The sequence below is a fragment of the Sphingomonas sp. UV9 genome (assembly GCF_004101245.1).
In the GTDB taxonomy this organism is placed as follows: Bacteria; Pseudomonadota; Alphaproteobacteria; order Sphingomonadales; family Sphingomonadaceae; genus Sphingomonas.
Genome location: NZ_SCIN01000002.1, coordinates 450063 through 464733, shown reverse-complemented (window position 1 = coordinate 464733; position 14671 = coordinate 450063). Strand labels below are relative to the sequence as shown.

Below are 14671 nucleotides of genomic sequence, written 5' to 3'. Positions count from 1 at the left end.
ATCCTTCGATTCCGGGCGTGGCGGCGCTGCTTGGCGGCAGCGCGCGGCGTCAGGCGAAGGTGGGCGGACCGGTCTGCGGCGGTGGGGGCGCGGCGAGGCCGTGGCCGATCGTGACGAGCGCGCGGGCAAGGGCCGGCGTTGCGCGGATGCGGACGAGGGGCAGCGGAGCGGCGAGCGTGGGCGCGTCGATCGCGGGGGTGACCCCGGCGAACGCGCACGGGTGCTCGGGGCCCTGGCTGTGATGATCGGACGATTTCTCGTGATGCATGCCGGCCATGGCATGGTTCATCGGCGCCTTTGCTGAGGGCCCGGTCGAGAGCATCGCCGGGCCGGTGCCGGAGCAGAGCACGATGTGGAAGCCTTGCGCGTCGGTGATCGGCATCCAGCCGGTCGGGATCAGCGCGCGGACGAGCATGGCGCAGGCGAACAGCAGCAACAGCCAACGGCGATGCGTCGCGGTCAGAATGCGGAGGGCGGCCATGCTGGCGGCGGTGTGCGCCGAGCGGGCGAGCGCGGCAAGTGGACGTTTGGTCCGGGGGGTGTTGCGTCGCGCAAGCGTTGGAGGCGGAGCGCCGAAGCATCTCCCTTCCCTGAAAGGGAGGGGTCGGGGGTGGGTTGGCCCGCTTGAGTCGCGAGCGATCGGTGTTGCGGAAACCGACCCACCCCCGGCCCCTCCCCTTTCATGGAAGGGGGGAAGAAGGGGTAATGCGTCGCGCTCCGTAGGCCGCAGCTTTTGCGCCTGCCGCCGCCCGCGTGTAAGACCGCGGGCCAATGGCTAATTCTCCTGCCCCGTTATCCGGCCCCTCCGCCCTCAATTCGGCCCGGCGCCTGCCCTTCACCGCGCGGCCGTTCTTCGAGAACAAGGCGCGCGCGTTCTGGATCCTGCAGGCGGTCGGGTGGAGCGGCTACCTCTTGCTGCGCGGTGTCGTGTCGATCTCGAACGGGCTGTCGCTCGACGGGGTGATCCCGGTGATCGTCGAGGCGATCGTCGGCTATTGCATCACGCTGCTGCTCTCGACGATGTACGGCCAGTATCGGCGGATGAACCGGCTGGTCGGGATCTTCCTGACGATCGCGACGCTGGCCGCCGCCACGTTCCTGTACGCGGTGCTCGACGCGTTCACCTTCTCGTTCATTGCGACCGCGACGCCGGGCGTCACGCTGACGCGGCTGCTGGGGTCGGTGTACGTGACCTTCACCGTGCTGTTCGGCTGGTCGGCGCTGTATTTCGGGATCAACTTCTACCTGATCGTCGAGCAACAGATCGACCAGATGGAGCATCTGGAGAACCAGGCGTCGTCGGCACAGCTGGCGATGCTGCGCTATCAGCTCAACCCGCATTTTCTGTTCAACACGCTGAACTCGATCTCGACGCTGGTGCTGCTCAAACAGACCGAGCGGGCGAACGCGATGCTCAGCCGGTTGTCGTCGTTCCTGCGCTATACGCTGGCGAACGAGCCGACCGCGCACGTCACCGTCGCGCAGGAGGTCGACCAGCTGAAGCTGTATCTCGAGATCGAGAAGATGCGCTTCGAAGACCGGATGCGCCCCAAATTCGACATCGACCCGCGCGCCGAACGCGCCCGCCTGCCCTCGCTCCTGCTGCAACCTCTGGTCGAAAACGCGATCAAATATGCCGTCACGCCGCAGGAAGAAGGCGCCGATATCTGCGTCGAAGTGCGGCTCGCCGGGGAACGCGTGCAGATCGCCGTATCCGATACCGGTCCGGGCTTGATCGAGGGCCGGATCGGTTCAAGCCAATCCACAGGCGTGGGGCTCGCTAATATTAGAGACAGGTTGGTTCAGGCATACGGCCCCGACCACCGTTTCGAAACCCGCTCCACGCCCGCTGGCGGCTTCTCGGTCGAGATCGAGATTCCGTATCAGCTTGAAGACGTGAACAGAGAGGCCGCATGACCATCCGTACCATTCTCGTCGACGACGAACCGCTGGCGATCCAGGGGCTCGAGCTCCGCCTCCAGGCGCATGAAGACGTCGAGATCATCGAAAAATGCTCGAACGGCCGCGAGGCGATTCGCGCGATCAAGACGCACAAGCCCGACCTCGTCTTCCTCGATATCCAGATGCCGGGCTTCGACGGCTTCTCCGTCGTGCAGGGGTTGATGGAGGTCGAGCCGCCGCTGTTCGTGTTCGTCACCGCCTATTCGGACCATGCGCTGCGGGCGTTCGAGGCGCAGGCGGTCGATTACCTGATGAAGCCGGTCGAGGAATCACGGCTGGCCGACACGATCGAGCGAGTCCGCCAGCGGCTGAGCGAAAAGCGCGGTGTCGAGGAAGTCGACCGGTTGCGCGAAGTGCTTGCCGACGTCGCGCCCGATGCGGCGGCCGACATGCCCGACGGCGACGCGGTATCGGCCAACCGGTTCGAGAAGCTCATCAACATCAAGGATCGCGGCCAGATCTTCCGCGTCGACGTCGACACGATCGAGCGGATCGACGCGGCGGGCGACTATATGTGCATCTATACCGGCGACAACACGCTGATCCTGCGCGAGACGATGAAGGATCTGGAAAAGCGGCTCGACCCGCGCCGGTTCCAGCGCGTGCATCGCTCGACGATCGTGAACCTGGACCTGGTGAAGCAGGTGAAGCCGCATACCAATGGCGAGTGCTTCCTGGTGCTCAACTCGGGGGCGAGCGTGAAGGTGTCGCGGTCGTATCGCGACGTGGTGGCGCGGTTCGTTCACTGAGTTAGGGCTCCCTCCCCCCGTCATCCTGACGAAAGTCAGGATCCAGAGCCATTGAGGACCCCGCCCGTTACTCTGGATCCTGACTTTCGTCAGGATGACGAACTCGGCGGGTGTGCAAGCTTTCAAGAGCGCCCCGCGTTAACCAGTCCCTAAACCCGCGCGCGTAGAGCGGGGGGATGAAGACGTCGGGTTACGGCCTTTATCCGCATGCGCTGATCAGCCTGCCCGCATTGGTGCTGGCGACGTCGTGCGTGCCGGCGGACCGGCCTGTGGCGATCGCGCGCGTCCAGCCCGAGCGCAACGCGCGCGCGCTGCTGGGCCGGATGGCGTTGCATGTGCCCGACGACATCTCGGCGAAGATCGCGACGACGGCGCCTGATGCGCCGCTTGCCGCCGCAGCCCCGTTCGTGGCCCCGCCCTTCCTGACCGCGCGCTCCGCCGATGATGCGAGCCGGGCGACCGACTGTTTGACCGCGGCGGTCTATTACGAGGCGCGATCGCAGTCGGAGGACGGCCAGCGCGCCGTCGCGCAGGTCGTGCTCAACCGCGTGCGCGACCGTGCCTTCCCGAACAGCGTGTGCGGCGTCGTCTATCAGGGTGCGGAGCGGCGGACGGGGTGCCAGTTCAGCTTTACCTGCGACGGGTCGATGGCGCGGACTCGGGAGCCGGGCGCCTGGGAGCGCGCGCGTTCAGTTGCGGCGGCGGCGCTTGGCGGGAGCGTGTACGCGCCGGTCGGGGCGGCGACGTCGTTTCATACCACGAGCATCCTGCCATGGTGGGCGTCGAGCCTCGCGCGGATCACGACGGTCGGGGCGCATGTCTTCTATCGCTGGCAGGGGGCGCTGGAGCGGGCGCTGACGTTTCGGCAGGCCTATGCCGGGGTGGAGCCGGCTTGGCGGGGTGGCGGGAGTGCCGCGCGAAGTGGCGTTACGGCGGTTGCGGCGCAGATTGCCGGGGTTTCGGTGCATTATGGGAATCGGGATGACGTTGCGGACGTGGATGCGGGCGTGGCCGCGGCGCCGGCGGATGCGGTGCATGGCGTGACGGTTCACCGGGGGGTGGCCCGCTCGGTGTCGACGGTGGCGAGCGTGGGGGTCGTGCAGACTCGGTTGGTGTCGGGCGTTCGGGTTCATGTTGGCGGGCGGGCGTCTCCCGCGGTTGGCGGTGGCGAGGGTTTGGATGCGGTCGTCTCGGACGAGACCTAGCACATCCACACCACTCCCCGGCGGAGGCCGGCGCCCAATTGGGAAACGTCACTGAGGGCGGGCGGTACTCCGTTACGACGACCTCTCCATTTGGGCCCCGGCCTTCGCCGGGGTGGTGCTTTGGAGTGGGTGGATCACCACTCCATCCCTCCCGCCAGGGGGAGGATCGAGACGGCATCGGACTGGGGAAACGCGCACGAGCGCCGCCCCTTCCCCACTCTCGCAAAACCATGCTGCATCTGCTAACGGCACGCGCATGCTGAACCTGAACAATATCACGGTGCGCCTGGGCGGACGCGTTATCCTCGATGGCGCCACGGCCGCGTTGCCGCCGGGCAGCCGCGTCGGGCTGATCGGGCGCAACGGCGCGGGCAAGTCGACGATGGTGCGCGTGATCGCAGGCCAGCTCGAACCCGATGACGGCTCGGCCGACATGCCCAAGGGCGCCCGCATCGGTTACCTCGCGCAGGAAGCGCCGCACGGCGTGAAGACGCCGTTCGAGACCGTGCTCGAAGCCGATCTGGAGCGCGCCGCGCTGATGATCGAGAGCGAGACGAGCGAGGACCCCGAAAGGCTCGGCGACGTGTACGAGCGGCTGATCGCGATCGACGCCTACACCGCGCCCGCACGCGCCGCGCAGATCCTGCTCGGTCTCGGCTTCGACGAGGATATGCAGGCGCGGACGCTCGACAGCTTCTCGGGTGGCTGGAAGATGCGCGTGGCGCTTGCCGCGTTGCTGTTCTCGCAGCCGGACCTGCTGCTGCTCGACGAGCCGTCGAACCATCTCGATCTCGAAGCGGTGATGTGGCTCGAGGACTTCCTCAAGGGCTACAAGGCGACGATCGTCGTCGTCAGCCACGAGCGTGATTTCCTCAACAACGTCGTCGATCACATCCTACATCTGCAGGGCGGCAAGATCACGCTGTATCCCGGCGGTTATGACGCGTTCGAGCGCCAGCGCGCCGAGCGTTTGGCGCAGATCGAGGCGGCGCGTGCCAACCAGGCGGTGCAGCGCGAGAAGCTGCAGGAATATATCGCCAAGAACAGCGCGCGCGCCTCGACCGCCAAGCAGGCGCAGTCGCGCCAGAAGATGCTGTCGAAGATGCAGCCGATCGCCGAGAGCTATAACGATCCGACGCTGTCGTTCGGCTTCCCCAACCCGACCGAGCTGCGCCCGCCGCTGATCACGCTCGACATGGCGACGGTCGGCTATGCCGACGTGCCGATCCTGAAGCGGCTCAACATGCGGCTCGATCCCGACGACCGGGTTGCGCTGCTCGGGCGCAACGGCAACGGCAAGACCACGCTCGCGCGGCTGCTGGCCGCGCAGCTGACGCCGATGGACGGCGAGATGTCGTCGTCGGGCAAGATGAAGGTGGGGTATTTCACCCAGTATCAGGTCGAGGAACTCGATCCGACCGATTCGCCGATCGAGCATATGTCGCACCTGATGAAGGGTGCGACGCCAGCGGCGGTGCGCGCGCAGCTCGGGCGGTTCGGGTTCTCGGGCGACAAGGCGACGACGCGAGTCGGCAAGCTTTCCGGCGGCGAGCGCGCAAGGCTCGCCTTGGCGCTGATCACGCGCGACGCACCGCATCTGCTGATCCTCGATGAGCCGACCAACCATTTGGACGTCGATGCGCGCGAGGCGCTGGTGCAGGCGCTCAACGCCTATACCGGCGCCGTCGTGCTGGTCAGCCATGATCGTCACATGCTCGAGCTGACCGCCGACCGGCTGGTGCTGGTCGACGACGGGACGGCGAAGGAGTTCGACGGCAGCCTCGACGACTATATCGCGTTCGTCCTGAAGGGCGACGGCGGCAAGGGCGATGCGGCGTCGAAGGCCGACAAGAAGGCGGGCAAGAAGGCCGCGGCGGAGGCCAAGAGCAACGACGCGGCGCTGCGCAAGACGCTGCGCGAGGTCGAGGAGCAGACCGCCAAGTTCACCAAGGAGCGCAACGCGATCGACCGCGCGATGGTCGATCCGGCGACGGCCGAGCCGCGCTTCTCGCGGATGTCGATGGGGGATCTCAGCAAGCGTCGGGCCGAGGTGAATGCCAAGCTGGAGGCCAGCGAGGCGAAGTGGCTCGAGGCTAGCGAAGCGTTGGAGGGCGTGGCGGCTTAAACTTCGCCCCGTCATCCTGGGACGAGCCCAGGATGACGGGGTAGATGTCAGGATGCGTGTACGAGAGGCTTAGCCCTCGTCGGCGTCGCTCGCCGCGGGGCGCTCGAACCAGGCCTCGACCGGGCCGACCAGCTTCAGCGTCAGCGGGTTGCCCATGCGGTCGACCTTCTTCCCGAGTGCGACTCGGATCCAGCCCTCGGAGATGCAATATTCCTCGACGTCGTGGCGGACGGCGTCCTTGAAGCGGATGCCGATGCCGCGCTCGAGCAGCTCCTGCTTGAAGAACGGGCTGCGCTGATTGATCGACAGGCGATCGGGGGGCGTGTCGCCGGTCGCGGCCGGGGTGGCGGCAGCTTCGGTCTCGGGTGTGTTTGGCGTGTCGGTCATGGTCGCGCGTCTAGCGGCAAGGACGGTCGCTCCGCCACAAAAAAGCGGCGCCGGGATTTCTCCCGACGCCGCTATCGTCTCGGACTTTTATCGGTTCAGCTACAAACCTGCACCGATACCCTGTCACCATAATAGGGATCGACCCGCCATTCGTTCCAGCACCGCGGCCGATAATCTTCGCGGTAATAGGTCCGGACCGGCGGTGCGTAATAGGCACGCGGCGGCGGTCCTGCATAATAGCCGTCGTCGTAATAGCCGCGGTTGCGATTGTTGCTGCTCGCGATTGCTGCGCCGACACCCAGGCCGAGGATGCCGCCAAGAACCGCTGCGCCCGCCGCATTGCCACCGCCGCGGTGATGCCAGCCGCCGCCATAGCCGCGACCATAACCCCGGCCCCAACGCTGTGCGTCGGCTGGCACGGCTGCGGTCAGCGCAGTCGCGGCAAGAGCTACCCCCAAACCTGCCTTCTTGAAAAATCCGTTCATCATCCGAACTCCGTTACTAGTTACGCCCGGTCCGCGTGGGACAAACGCATAAGTGTCCGACCGTGTTTCAGCGTCTAGACGATTCGGTCTGAACTGGTTCGGAACGGGTTGTTAACCCACGGTATAGCTGGCGGCGGCGGTCCCGCGCGGGGACTCAACCAGCACCCACCCGGCTGGGCATTGTTCACGAATATCGGCTAGGATCGGGGAATGCGCAAAACCATGACGACGCGAACGATCGCCTTTGCCGTTCTAGGGGGCAGTGCCGTGCTGATCGGCGGACTCGCCTTGTCGGGATCGCCGGTGAAGGTGCGCGCGACACAAGCACCGGCGCAGGTCGTCAAGGCGCAGGTCGCGCTGCCTGTTCCGACGATCGTGCCGAAACCCGTGTCTGTCATGGCCGGCCCTGACGTTGCCGTCGCCGAGCCGGACGACGGCTATGTCGTGAAGCGCGTGCTGGATGTGCCCGAGCCCCTTCGGCATGGCGACTACTACTGGGACACTGCCGGTGTGCCCGAGGGGCCGATCGTCATCACCGTCGATCTGGTCGCGCAGACCCTATCGATCTTTCGTGCGGGGTACGAGATCGGGACGGCCGCGGTGATCTATGGCGCGGACGAGAAGCCGACGCCGCTGGGGGTCTTCAAGATCACCCAGAAGGACGCGCATCATGTGTCGAACCTCTACGGTGCGCCGATGCCGTACATGTTGCGGCTGACCAATGACGGGATCTCGATCCACGGCAGCAAGCTGATGGAGGGGAAGTACGCCACGCATGGCTGCGTGGGCGTGCCGACCGCGTTTGCCAAGCTGATCTTCGGGCAGGTGAAGCTGGGGGATCGGGTGATCGTTACGAGTGGCGAGATGTTGGAGCGGGGCGGGCGGATTACGGCTGCTTGAAGGTGCGGGGCGAGCGCGGATTGTCGCGGATCTGATCGACCTACGCCATCGCAATAACCCCCGTCATCCTGACGAAAGTCAGGATCCAGAGTAACGGCCGGCGACCTTCGTGGCTCTGGATCCTGACTTTCGTCAGGATGACGGGGACGGCGGGTTCGCGATGGCCGCTCACGTCTCACTCTTGTTCCCCCGCGGAGGCGGGGGTCCAGGGTCTTGGGCGGTATCGCTTGTGATCCTGGGCCCCCGCCTTCGCGGGGGAACGGGTTTACTCGGGACTTCTGTCACACAACGAAAAAGGCCGGAGGTTTCCCCCCGGCCTGTTCTCATTTCACGTAGCGCGACCCGGCGAAGCCGCGTCGTCGGACCTCGCTTCAGCGAGGCCGGCCGAGCGCCTTAGGCTCAGCCGGCTTCGCCGAGCTGGCCTCAGGCGCTCTGCTTAGCGCGGCTAGCCCGCTTGCGCTCGTTCGCGTCGAGGAAGCGCTTGCGCAGACGGATCGACTTCGGCGTGACTTCGACCATCTCGTCGTCGTCGATGTAGGCGATCGCCTGCTCCAGCGTCGCGCGCTTCGGCGGGGACAGGCGGACCTGGTCGTCCTTGCCGCCCGAAGCGCGGAAGTTGGTCAGCGCCTTGGTCTTCATCGGGTTGACCTCGAGGTCGTCCGGCTTGGCGTTCTCGCCGACGATCATGCCCTCATACAGAGCCTCGCCGTGACCCACGAACAGGATGCCGCGCTCTTCGAGCGGACCCAGTGCGTAGTTGTTCGCTTCGCCCGACCCGTTCGAGATCAGAACGCCGTTCTTGCGACCCTCGATCGGCCCCTTGTGCGGGCCGTACTTCTCATACAGCCGGTTCATGATCCCGGTGCCGCGCGTGTCGGACAGGAACTCGCCATGATAGCCGATCATCCCGCGGCTCGGCGCCGAGAAGGTGATGCGGGTCTTGCCACCGGTCGACGGACGCATGTCGGTCATCTCGGCCTTACGGGTGTTCATCTTCTCGACGACGGTGCCCGAATGCTCCTCGTCGACGTCGATGATGACGGTCTCGTACGGCTCGGTCTTCTTGCCGTTCTCGTCTTCGCCGAACAGCACGCGCGGACGCGAGATGCCGAGCTCGAAGCCTTCGCGGCGCATCGTCTCGATCAGCACGCCCAGCTGAAGCTCGCCGCGGCCGGCGACTTCGAAGCTGTCCTTGTCGGCGGCCTCGGTCACCTTCACGGCGACGTTCGACTCGGCTTCGCGGAACAGGCGCTCGCGGATCATGCGCGACGTCACCTTGGTGCCTTCACGGCCCGCCATCGGCGAATCGTTCACGGCAAAACGCATCGACAGCGTGGGGGGATCGATCGGCTGCGCGTGCAGCGGCTCGGTCACCGTGATGTCGGCGATCGTGTCGGCCACGGTCGCAACCGAAAGACCTGCGAGCGATATGATGTCGCCAGCCTTGGCTTCGTCGACCGGCACGCGGTCGAGACCACGGAACGACATGATCTTGGACGCGCGACCCGTCTCGATGATCTTGCCGTCGTTGTTCAGCGCGTGGATCGGCTGGTTGGTCTTCACGGTACCCGAATTGACGCGACCGGTGAGGACGCGGCCGAGGAACGGATCGCGATCGAGCAGCGTGACGAGGAAGGTGAACGGCACACCGGCGACTTCGACGGCCGGCGGCGAGACATACTTCACGATCGTCTCGAACATCGGGATCAGCGTGCCTTCGCGCGCGTCCATGTCGGTCGAGGCATAGCCGTTGCGACCCGATGCGTAGAGCACGGGGAAATCGAGCTGCTCGTCATTCGCGTCGAGCGACACGAACAGATCGAACACTTCGTCGAGCACTTCCTGGATGCGCGCGTCGTTACGGTCGACCTTGTTGACGACGACGATCGGCTTGAGGCCGAGTGCCAGCGCCTTGCCGGTGACGAACTTGGTCTGCGGCATCGCGCCTTCCGACGAATCGACCAGCAGGACGACGCCGTCGACCATCGACAGGATGCGCTCGACTTCGCCGCCGAAATCGGCGTGGCCGGGCGTGTCGACGATGTTGATGCGGATGCTCTCGCTCTCGCCCGGGGGCGTCCAGTCGACCGAGGTCGGCTTGGCGAGAATGGTGATCCCACGCTCCTTTTCGAGATCGTTGGAATCCATTGCGCGCTCTTCGATGCGCTGGTTGTCGCGGAAGGTGCCGGACTGGCGGAAGAGCTGGTCGACCAGCGTCGTCTTGCCGTGATCGACGTGCGCAATGATCGCCACGTTGCGGAGGCTCATGAATGTATTCTCTTGAAACGAGGAACGGGGTTGGCGCGCGCCATAGCGTAATTGTTGCGGCGCGGGAAGATGCAGCGGCATTTCGTCGCCTTTAGAGGGAACCTCCGCGGCGCTTGTATGTTCCGGCGGCCAGAATGGCACGCGGATCGCGGACCGCCAGCATCGCCCTGAGCGCGGCGTGCTTGTCGGGCGCGGCGGCATAATAACGCTGCCAGATCCGCAGCCCCATCCAATAGCCGAGCTCGGGCGGCCAGCCGGCGGGCGGCGTGGAGTAGTTGCCGATCCAGCGCGCATAGGCCTTGGCTTCGGGTGAGCCCTCGTCCGGGTCGTCCTTGTCGGTCAGGCTGCGGGTGAGCGCGATGTCGGCCTGCATCTGGCGCCAGAGTTCGGCTTCGCGCGGAGTCGCCCAGGCGGCGCGCGCGGCGTCGGGTTCCTCGCCGGTGACGAGTTGGGCGATGAAGTCCGCCGCGCCCTCGACGAGGATCGCGGTGAGCAACGGATCGCGGGCCAGCGTCATGCCGGCATCCTCCTGGATCGCGTGCACCGTCTCGTGCGCGAAGAAATGGCGCAGCGTCTGGCGCAGTTTCTCAGGCGTCGGCGACAGGCGGCAAAGGACTTCGAGGCCGAGCACCTGTGCGCCGGGGCCCGCCGTGCCACCGGAATTGCCCGCGCCGAAGACGATATAGACCTGCGGGAGTTTCGCGTCGGGGAGCGCGCCGCGAAGGCCGAGATAGATCGATCGGAGATCGGCGGTGGCGGCCTTGGCGGCGGGCAGGCAGGTCCTGATCGCCTGCGCGTAGCGGGTGGGGTTGGCGGCGATCGCGCGCGCGAGCCTGTCTGCGTCGCCGATCCGGCCGGGGGTGAAGACGCCGATCCCGAAACTGCCCTTGTCGAGATAGTCACGTTTGAGTTGCGCGGCGGTCGGCTTGCCCTTGGTCTTGGCGAAGAGGGCGGCGAAGCGGTCGGCGTCTTCGGTTTGGATCGTCGCGGTGAGCGGGTCGGCCGGCGGGGGGCGATTCGTCGCCGCCGCGGGGAGGAGAGCGAGCGCGAGGATCAACGGGCGGAGCATGATGCGCAGCGTATATTGTGCTGGCCAGAGCGCCAGAGCGGATATCACGATCCTCCCCCGCAAGGGGGAGGTGTCGCCGAAGGTGACGGAGGGGGAGGACACGCAACGGGCGTAGTCGCTTACCGCCCCCTCCGTCAGGCTGCGCCTGCCACCTCCCCCTTGCGGGGGAGGATCGTGAGGTAGTGGCGATCGGCAAGCCGACTTACGCCCCACCCCGGCGCAGGCCGGGGCCCAACTGGAAAGGTGGCAATGATGACGCGCTGTCAGCCGTTACTGCTGTTCCCCAATCGGGCCCCGGCCTCCGTTGGGGTGGTATGACGCGGGAGAGATCGCTCCCACGACGGCGTCAGAACCCCTCGAGCACGATCTTCCCCTTGGCGGTGTGGCTCTCGATCCGCTCATGCGCCTTGCGCAGGTTCGCCGCGTCGATCCGCCCGAAATTCTCCGCCAGCGTAGACCGCACCGTCCCCGCGTCCACCAGCCGCGCGACCTCGTCGAGGATGCGGCCCTGCTCGCCCATGTCCGCGGTCTGGAACAGCGAGCGCGTGTACATCAGCTCCCAATGGACCGAGATCGACTTCTGCTTGAGCGGGCTGATATCGAGCGTCTCGGGATCGTCGATCAGCGCGAGCCGGCCCTGCGGTGCGATCAGCGTCGAGATCTCGGCGATATGCTCGTCGGTATGCGTGGTCGAGAAGACGAAGCCCGGCGCGCCGAGGCCGAGCGCCTCGACCTGTTCGGCGAGCGGCTTGCGGTGGTCGATCACGTGGTGCGCGCCGAGATTCTCGACCCAGCTGCGCGTTTCGTCGCGCGAGGCGGTGGCGATCACGGTCAGGTCGGTGAGCTGCCGCGCGAGCTGGATCGCGATCGAGCCGACTCCGCCGGCACCGCCGATGATCAGGATCGCGTTCGCCGCACCGGGCACCGGCTTGCGCACGTCGAGCCGATCGAACAGCGTTTCCCACGCGGTGATCGACGTCAGCGGCAGCGCCGCCGCCTGCGCCCAGTCGAGCGACTGCGGCTTATGGCCGACGATGCGGTCGTCGACGACGTGATATTCGGCGTTCGTCCCCGGCCGGTCGATCGCGCCTGCATAGAAGACGGCATCGCCGACCGCGAACTCCGTGACCGCATCGCCGACCGCAACGACGGTCCCGGCCGCGTCCCAGCCGAGCACCTGCGGCGTGCCGTCGGGATCCGCGCGGCGCTGGCGGATCTTGGTGTCGACCGGGTTCACCGACACCGCATTCACCTCGACGAGCAGGTCGCGGCCGGTCGCCTCCGGCTTGGGCAGGTCGAGATCGACGAGCGACTGCGGATCGTCGATCGGGAGCGATGTGGTGTAGCCGATGGCGCGCATACTGTGTCTCCTGGAATATGGGGACAAAGCCGCCGACACCCCCTCCCGGTTCCCCCTAGTTCCACGCAGCGGTTGGCAAGCCGGGTGTATTATCTATATACGCCACTTGAACGCGGGGCGGGTTGCAGCCACCATGCCCTACCGAACGGAGACACTTCATGGCCACGACCCCGGAAACGCTGACTGAGCCGAGCCTGGTACTGACGCCACCCGACCCGGTGCCGACCGTCGCCGCCGCCAAGGCCGCCGGGCTGGTACCCGTCGACGCCGGCGTGAAGTCGCAGCTCGACGAGCGCGTCGCGGGGTTCGTGACCGATCTCGTCGCGCAGGACGTCAACTCGCCCGAATTCGGCAAGCGCGTCGACGCGATCACCGCGATGGGCGCGAAGGAAATCCGCGAGGCGGCGGGCCAGTCGAACCGGTTCCTCGACCGTCCGGTCAAGGCGATGGATCAGGAGACCGGCGTCGGCAAGGATCTGGCCGAGCTGCGCCGCGTCGTCGAGGATCTCGATCCGGGCAAGAAGGGCAACCTCACCGCGCCGCAGAAGCTGTTCGGGATCATCCCGTTCGGTGGCAAGATGCGCAATTATTTCGATGGCTATAAATCGTCGCAGACGCACATCGCGCAGATCCTCAAGAGCCTCGGCTCGGGCAAGGACGAGCTGCTGATGGACAATGCCGCGATCGATACCGAGCGCGCGAACCTGTGGGGCGCGATGGGGCGGCTCGAGCAGATGATCCATTTGTCGAAGACGATGGACGCGAAGCTCGAGGACGTCGCCAACGAGCTCGACCATAGCGATCCGGCCAAGGCCAAGGCGATCCGCGAGACGGCGTTGTTCTATACGCGCCAGCGCACGCAGGATCTGCTGACTCAGATGGCGGTGACCGTGCAGGGTTATCTCGCGCTCGATCTGGTCAAGAAGAACAATGTCGAGCTGGTGAAGGGCGTCGATCGCGCTTCGACCACGACCGTGTCCGCGCTGCGCACCGCGGTGACGGTGGCGCAGGCGCTGACCAACCAGAAGCTGGTGCTCGAACAGATCACCGCGCTCAACACGACGACCGCGAACATCATCGATTCGACCGGCAAGCTGCTGAAGTCGCAGACCGCGCAGATCCACGAGCAGGCGGCGTCGGCGACGATCCCGCTCGAGACGCTGCAACGCGCGTTCCAGAATATCTACGACACGATGGATGCGATCGACGTGTTCAAGCTGAAGGCGCTCGACAGCATGAAGACCACGGTCGGCGCGCTTTCGAACGAGGTCGATAAATCGCGTGGGTATATCGCGCGGGCGGAAGGCGCGACTCAAGGTCAGCTCGGCGGCCCGTCGCCGAGCGCGTTCAAGCTGGAGGCGATGTAACCGCCGTGAGCGAAGTCGACGACGCCATCGCCAGCGCCCGCGCCTCCTGGTCGCGCATTTCGGACGACCGGACGGGCGCCGTCATCGCGCGCGCGCCATCGCGGGGGCGGGCCAAGCAGACGCAGGCGATCGGCAAAAGGCTGACCCGGATCGCCATCGCCGACGTATCGATCCTGATCGCGGCGATGGTGATCGGCTGGATCGTGCCGCTCGGGATCGGCGGCGCGATGCTGGTGATGGCGCTGCTGGTCGCGGCGACGGTGTTGTTCGCGGTGTGGCCGGCGGAGCGCGCGCCGACCCCCGAGCGGCTGGCGTCGGTCGATATCCGCGCGCTGCCGGCACAGACCGAGCGCTGGCTGGAGGCGCAGCGCCCCGCCCTGCCCGCGCCGGCGATGACGCTGGTCGACCGGATCGGCCTGCGCCTCGAAACGCTGACGCCGCAACTCGCGACGCTCGACGCGAACACGCCCGAGGCGGTCGACGTGCGCAAGCTGATCGGCGAGCAACTGCCCGCCTTCGTCAAGGATTACGAGAAGGTCCCGCCGTCGCTGCGCACCACCCCGCGCAACGGCCGCACGCCGGACGCGGAACTGGTCGACGGGCTGAAGCTGATCGAACAGGAAATCGGCGAAATGACCGCACGCCTCGCGCAAAGCGACCTCGACAATCTGTCGACGCGGGGGCGCTTCCTGGAGATGAAGTACAAGGACTGAGCGGGTGAAGCGCACCCGGCTCAGCGTGTGCCGCAGGAAGGCGCGGTTCGTGTCGGAGGCGGACGCGCTGGTGGTGGCGGC

The 14671-nt window shown here is 66.4% G+C and carries 13 protein-coding genes; 7 read left to right on the top strand and 6 right to left on the bottom strand.

All coding sequences use genetic code 11. From position 1 onward, the window contains the following. Nucleotides 1-49: 49 nt before the first annotated feature. Nucleotides 50-481: a DUF2946 family protein gene (locus tag EQZ23_RS08545; RefSeq protein WP_128454029.1), complete on the bottom strand. Its 432-nt coding sequence runs from the start codon at nucleotides 479-481 to the stop codon at nucleotides 50-52. A gap of 290 nt (nucleotides 482-771) precedes the next feature. Here EQZ23_RS08545 and EQZ23_RS08540 point away from each other — a divergent pair, with 290 nt between their 5' ends. The 4 genes from EQZ23_RS08540 to EQZ23_RS08525 all read left to right on the top strand — a co-directional run bounded on the left by EQZ23_RS08540 (nucleotide 772) and on the right by EQZ23_RS08525 (nucleotide 6041). Then, the gene (locus EQZ23_RS08540) at nucleotides 772-1917 is read left to right on the top strand and encodes a histidine kinase (RefSeq protein WP_128454028.1); all 1146 of its coding nucleotides are present in this window, start codon (nucleotides 772-774) and stop codon (nucleotides 1915-1917) included. Beyond that, entirely contained in the window at nucleotides 1914-2711 is a 798-nt protein-coding gene (locus EQZ23_RS08535) for a LytTR family DNA-binding domain-containing protein (protein WP_031393111.1), read from the top strand. The genes EQZ23_RS08540 and EQZ23_RS08535 overlap by 4 nt, the downstream gene beginning before the upstream one ends. Nucleotides 2712-2887: 176 nt before the next feature. Further along, nucleotides 2888-3916: a cell wall hydrolase gene (locus EQZ23_RS08530; protein WP_128454027.1), complete on the top strand. Its 1029-nt coding sequence runs from the start codon at nucleotides 2888-2890 to the stop codon at nucleotides 3914-3916. Nucleotides 3917-4172: 256 nt separating this feature from the next. Then, complete coding sequence (locus EQZ23_RS08525) at nucleotides 4173-6041, top strand: ABC-F family ATP-binding cassette domain-containing protein (protein WP_128454026.1); 1869 nt, start codon at nucleotides 4173-4175, stop codon at nucleotides 6039-6041. A 69-nt stretch (nucleotides 6042-6110) separates the two neighbouring features. On the opposite strand, the gene EQZ23_RS08520 is transcribed toward EQZ23_RS08525, so the two are convergent. Continuing rightward, nucleotides 6111-6428, bottom strand: coding sequence for a DUF3297 family protein (locus tag EQZ23_RS08520; protein ID WP_128454025.1), 318 nt, complete (start codon nucleotides 6426-6428; stop codon nucleotides 6111-6113). A 95-nt stretch (nucleotides 6429-6523) separates the two neighbouring features. Continuing rightward, on the bottom strand, nucleotides 6524-6913 hold the full coding sequence (locus EQZ23_RS08515) for a hypothetical protein (protein WP_128454024.1): 390 nt from the start codon (nucleotides 6911-6913) through the stop codon (nucleotides 6524-6526). A 210-nt stretch (nucleotides 6914-7123) separates the two neighbouring features. Here EQZ23_RS08515 and EQZ23_RS08510 point away from each other — a divergent pair, with 210 nt between their 5' ends. Continuing rightward, on the top strand, nucleotides 7124-7813 hold the full coding sequence (locus EQZ23_RS08510; protein WP_128454023.1) for a L,D-transpeptidase family protein: 690 nt from the start codon (nucleotides 7124-7126) through the stop codon (nucleotides 7811-7813). A gap of 423 nt (nucleotides 7814-8236) precedes the next feature. On the opposite strand, the gene typA is transcribed toward EQZ23_RS08510, so the two are convergent. From typA to EQZ23_RS08490, 3 genes are all read right to left on the bottom strand, one after another. Beyond that, a complete protein-coding gene (gene typA, locus EQZ23_RS08505) occupies nucleotides 8237-10081 on the bottom strand; it encodes a translational GTPase TypA (RefSeq protein WP_128454022.1) in 1845 nt (614 codons plus the stop codon). A gap of 91 nt (nucleotides 10082-10172) precedes the next feature. Continuing rightward, nucleotides 10173-11198 (bottom strand): DUF2268 domain-containing protein, encoded by a 1026-nt coding sequence (locus EQZ23_RS08500; RefSeq protein WP_240663427.1) that lies wholly within the window; start codon nucleotides 11196-11198, stop codon nucleotides 10173-10175. 298 nt (nucleotides 11199-11496) lie between these two features. Then, the gene (locus EQZ23_RS08490; RefSeq protein ID WP_128454021.1) at nucleotides 11497-12510 is read right to left on the bottom strand and encodes a zinc-binding alcohol dehydrogenase family protein; all 1014 of its coding nucleotides are present in this window, start codon (nucleotides 12508-12510) and stop codon (nucleotides 11497-11499) included. Nucleotides 12511-12668: 158 nt separating this feature from the next. Between EQZ23_RS08490 and EQZ23_RS08485 the strand changes: the two genes are divergently transcribed. Together EQZ23_RS08485 and EQZ23_RS08480 are read left to right on the top strand one after the other, a co-directional pair. Then, a complete protein-coding gene (locus EQZ23_RS08485) occupies nucleotides 12669-13877 on the top strand; it encodes a toxic anion resistance protein (RefSeq protein ID WP_128454020.1) in 1209 nt (402 codons plus the stop codon). Between the two features lie 5 nt (nucleotides 13878-13882). Next, complete coding sequence (locus EQZ23_RS08480) at nucleotides 13883-14590, top strand: hypothetical protein (protein WP_128454019.1); 708 nt, start codon at nucleotides 13883-13885, stop codon at nucleotides 14588-14590. The last annotated feature ends 81 nt before the right edge of the window (nucleotides 14591-14671 follow it).

What these genes read in the sequence shown, in the direction of transcription:
- EQZ23_RS08535 (WP_031393111.1), top strand. Translation starts at nt 1,914, where the DNA reads ATGACCATCCGTACCATTCTCGTCGACGACGAACCGCTGGCGATCCAG.
- EQZ23_RS08545 (WP_128454029.1), bottom strand. Translation starts at nt 481, where the DNA reads ATGGCCGCCCTCCGCATTCTGACCGCGACGCATCGCCGTTGGCTGTTG.
- EQZ23_RS08530 (WP_128454027.1), top strand. Translation starts at nt 2,888, where the DNA reads ATGAAGACGTCGGGTTACGGCCTTTATCCGCATGCGCTGATCAGCCTG.
- EQZ23_RS08510 (WP_128454023.1), top strand. Translation starts at nt 7,124, where the DNA reads ATGCGCAAAACCATGACGACGCGAACGATCGCCTTTGCCGTTCTAGGG.
- EQZ23_RS08540 (WP_128454028.1), top strand. Translation starts at nt 772, where the DNA reads ATGGCTAATTCTCCTGCCCCGTTATCCGGCCCCTCCGCCCTCAATTCG.
- EQZ23_RS08485 (WP_128454020.1), top strand. Translation starts at nt 12,669, where the DNA reads ATGGCCACGACCCCGGAAACGCTGACTGAGCCGAGCCTGGTACTGACG.
- EQZ23_RS08515 (WP_128454024.1), bottom strand. Translation starts at nt 6,913, where the DNA reads ATGAACGGATTTTTCAAGAAGGCAGGTTTGGGGGTAGCTCTTGCCGCG.
- typA (WP_128454022.1), bottom strand. Translation starts at nt 10,081, where the DNA reads ATGAGCCTCCGCAACGTGGCGATCATTGCGCACGTCGATCACGGCAAG.
- EQZ23_RS08520 (WP_128454025.1), bottom strand. Translation starts at nt 6,428, where the DNA reads ATGACCGACACGCCAAACACACCCGAGACCGAAGCTGCCGCCACCCCG.
- EQZ23_RS08490 (WP_128454021.1), bottom strand. Translation starts at nt 12,510, where the DNA reads ATGCGCGCCATCGGCTACACCACATCGCTCCCGATCGACGATCCGCAG.
- EQZ23_RS08525 (WP_128454026.1), top strand. Translation starts at nt 4,173, where the DNA reads ATGCTGAACCTGAACAATATCACGGTGCGCCTGGGCGGACGCGTTATC.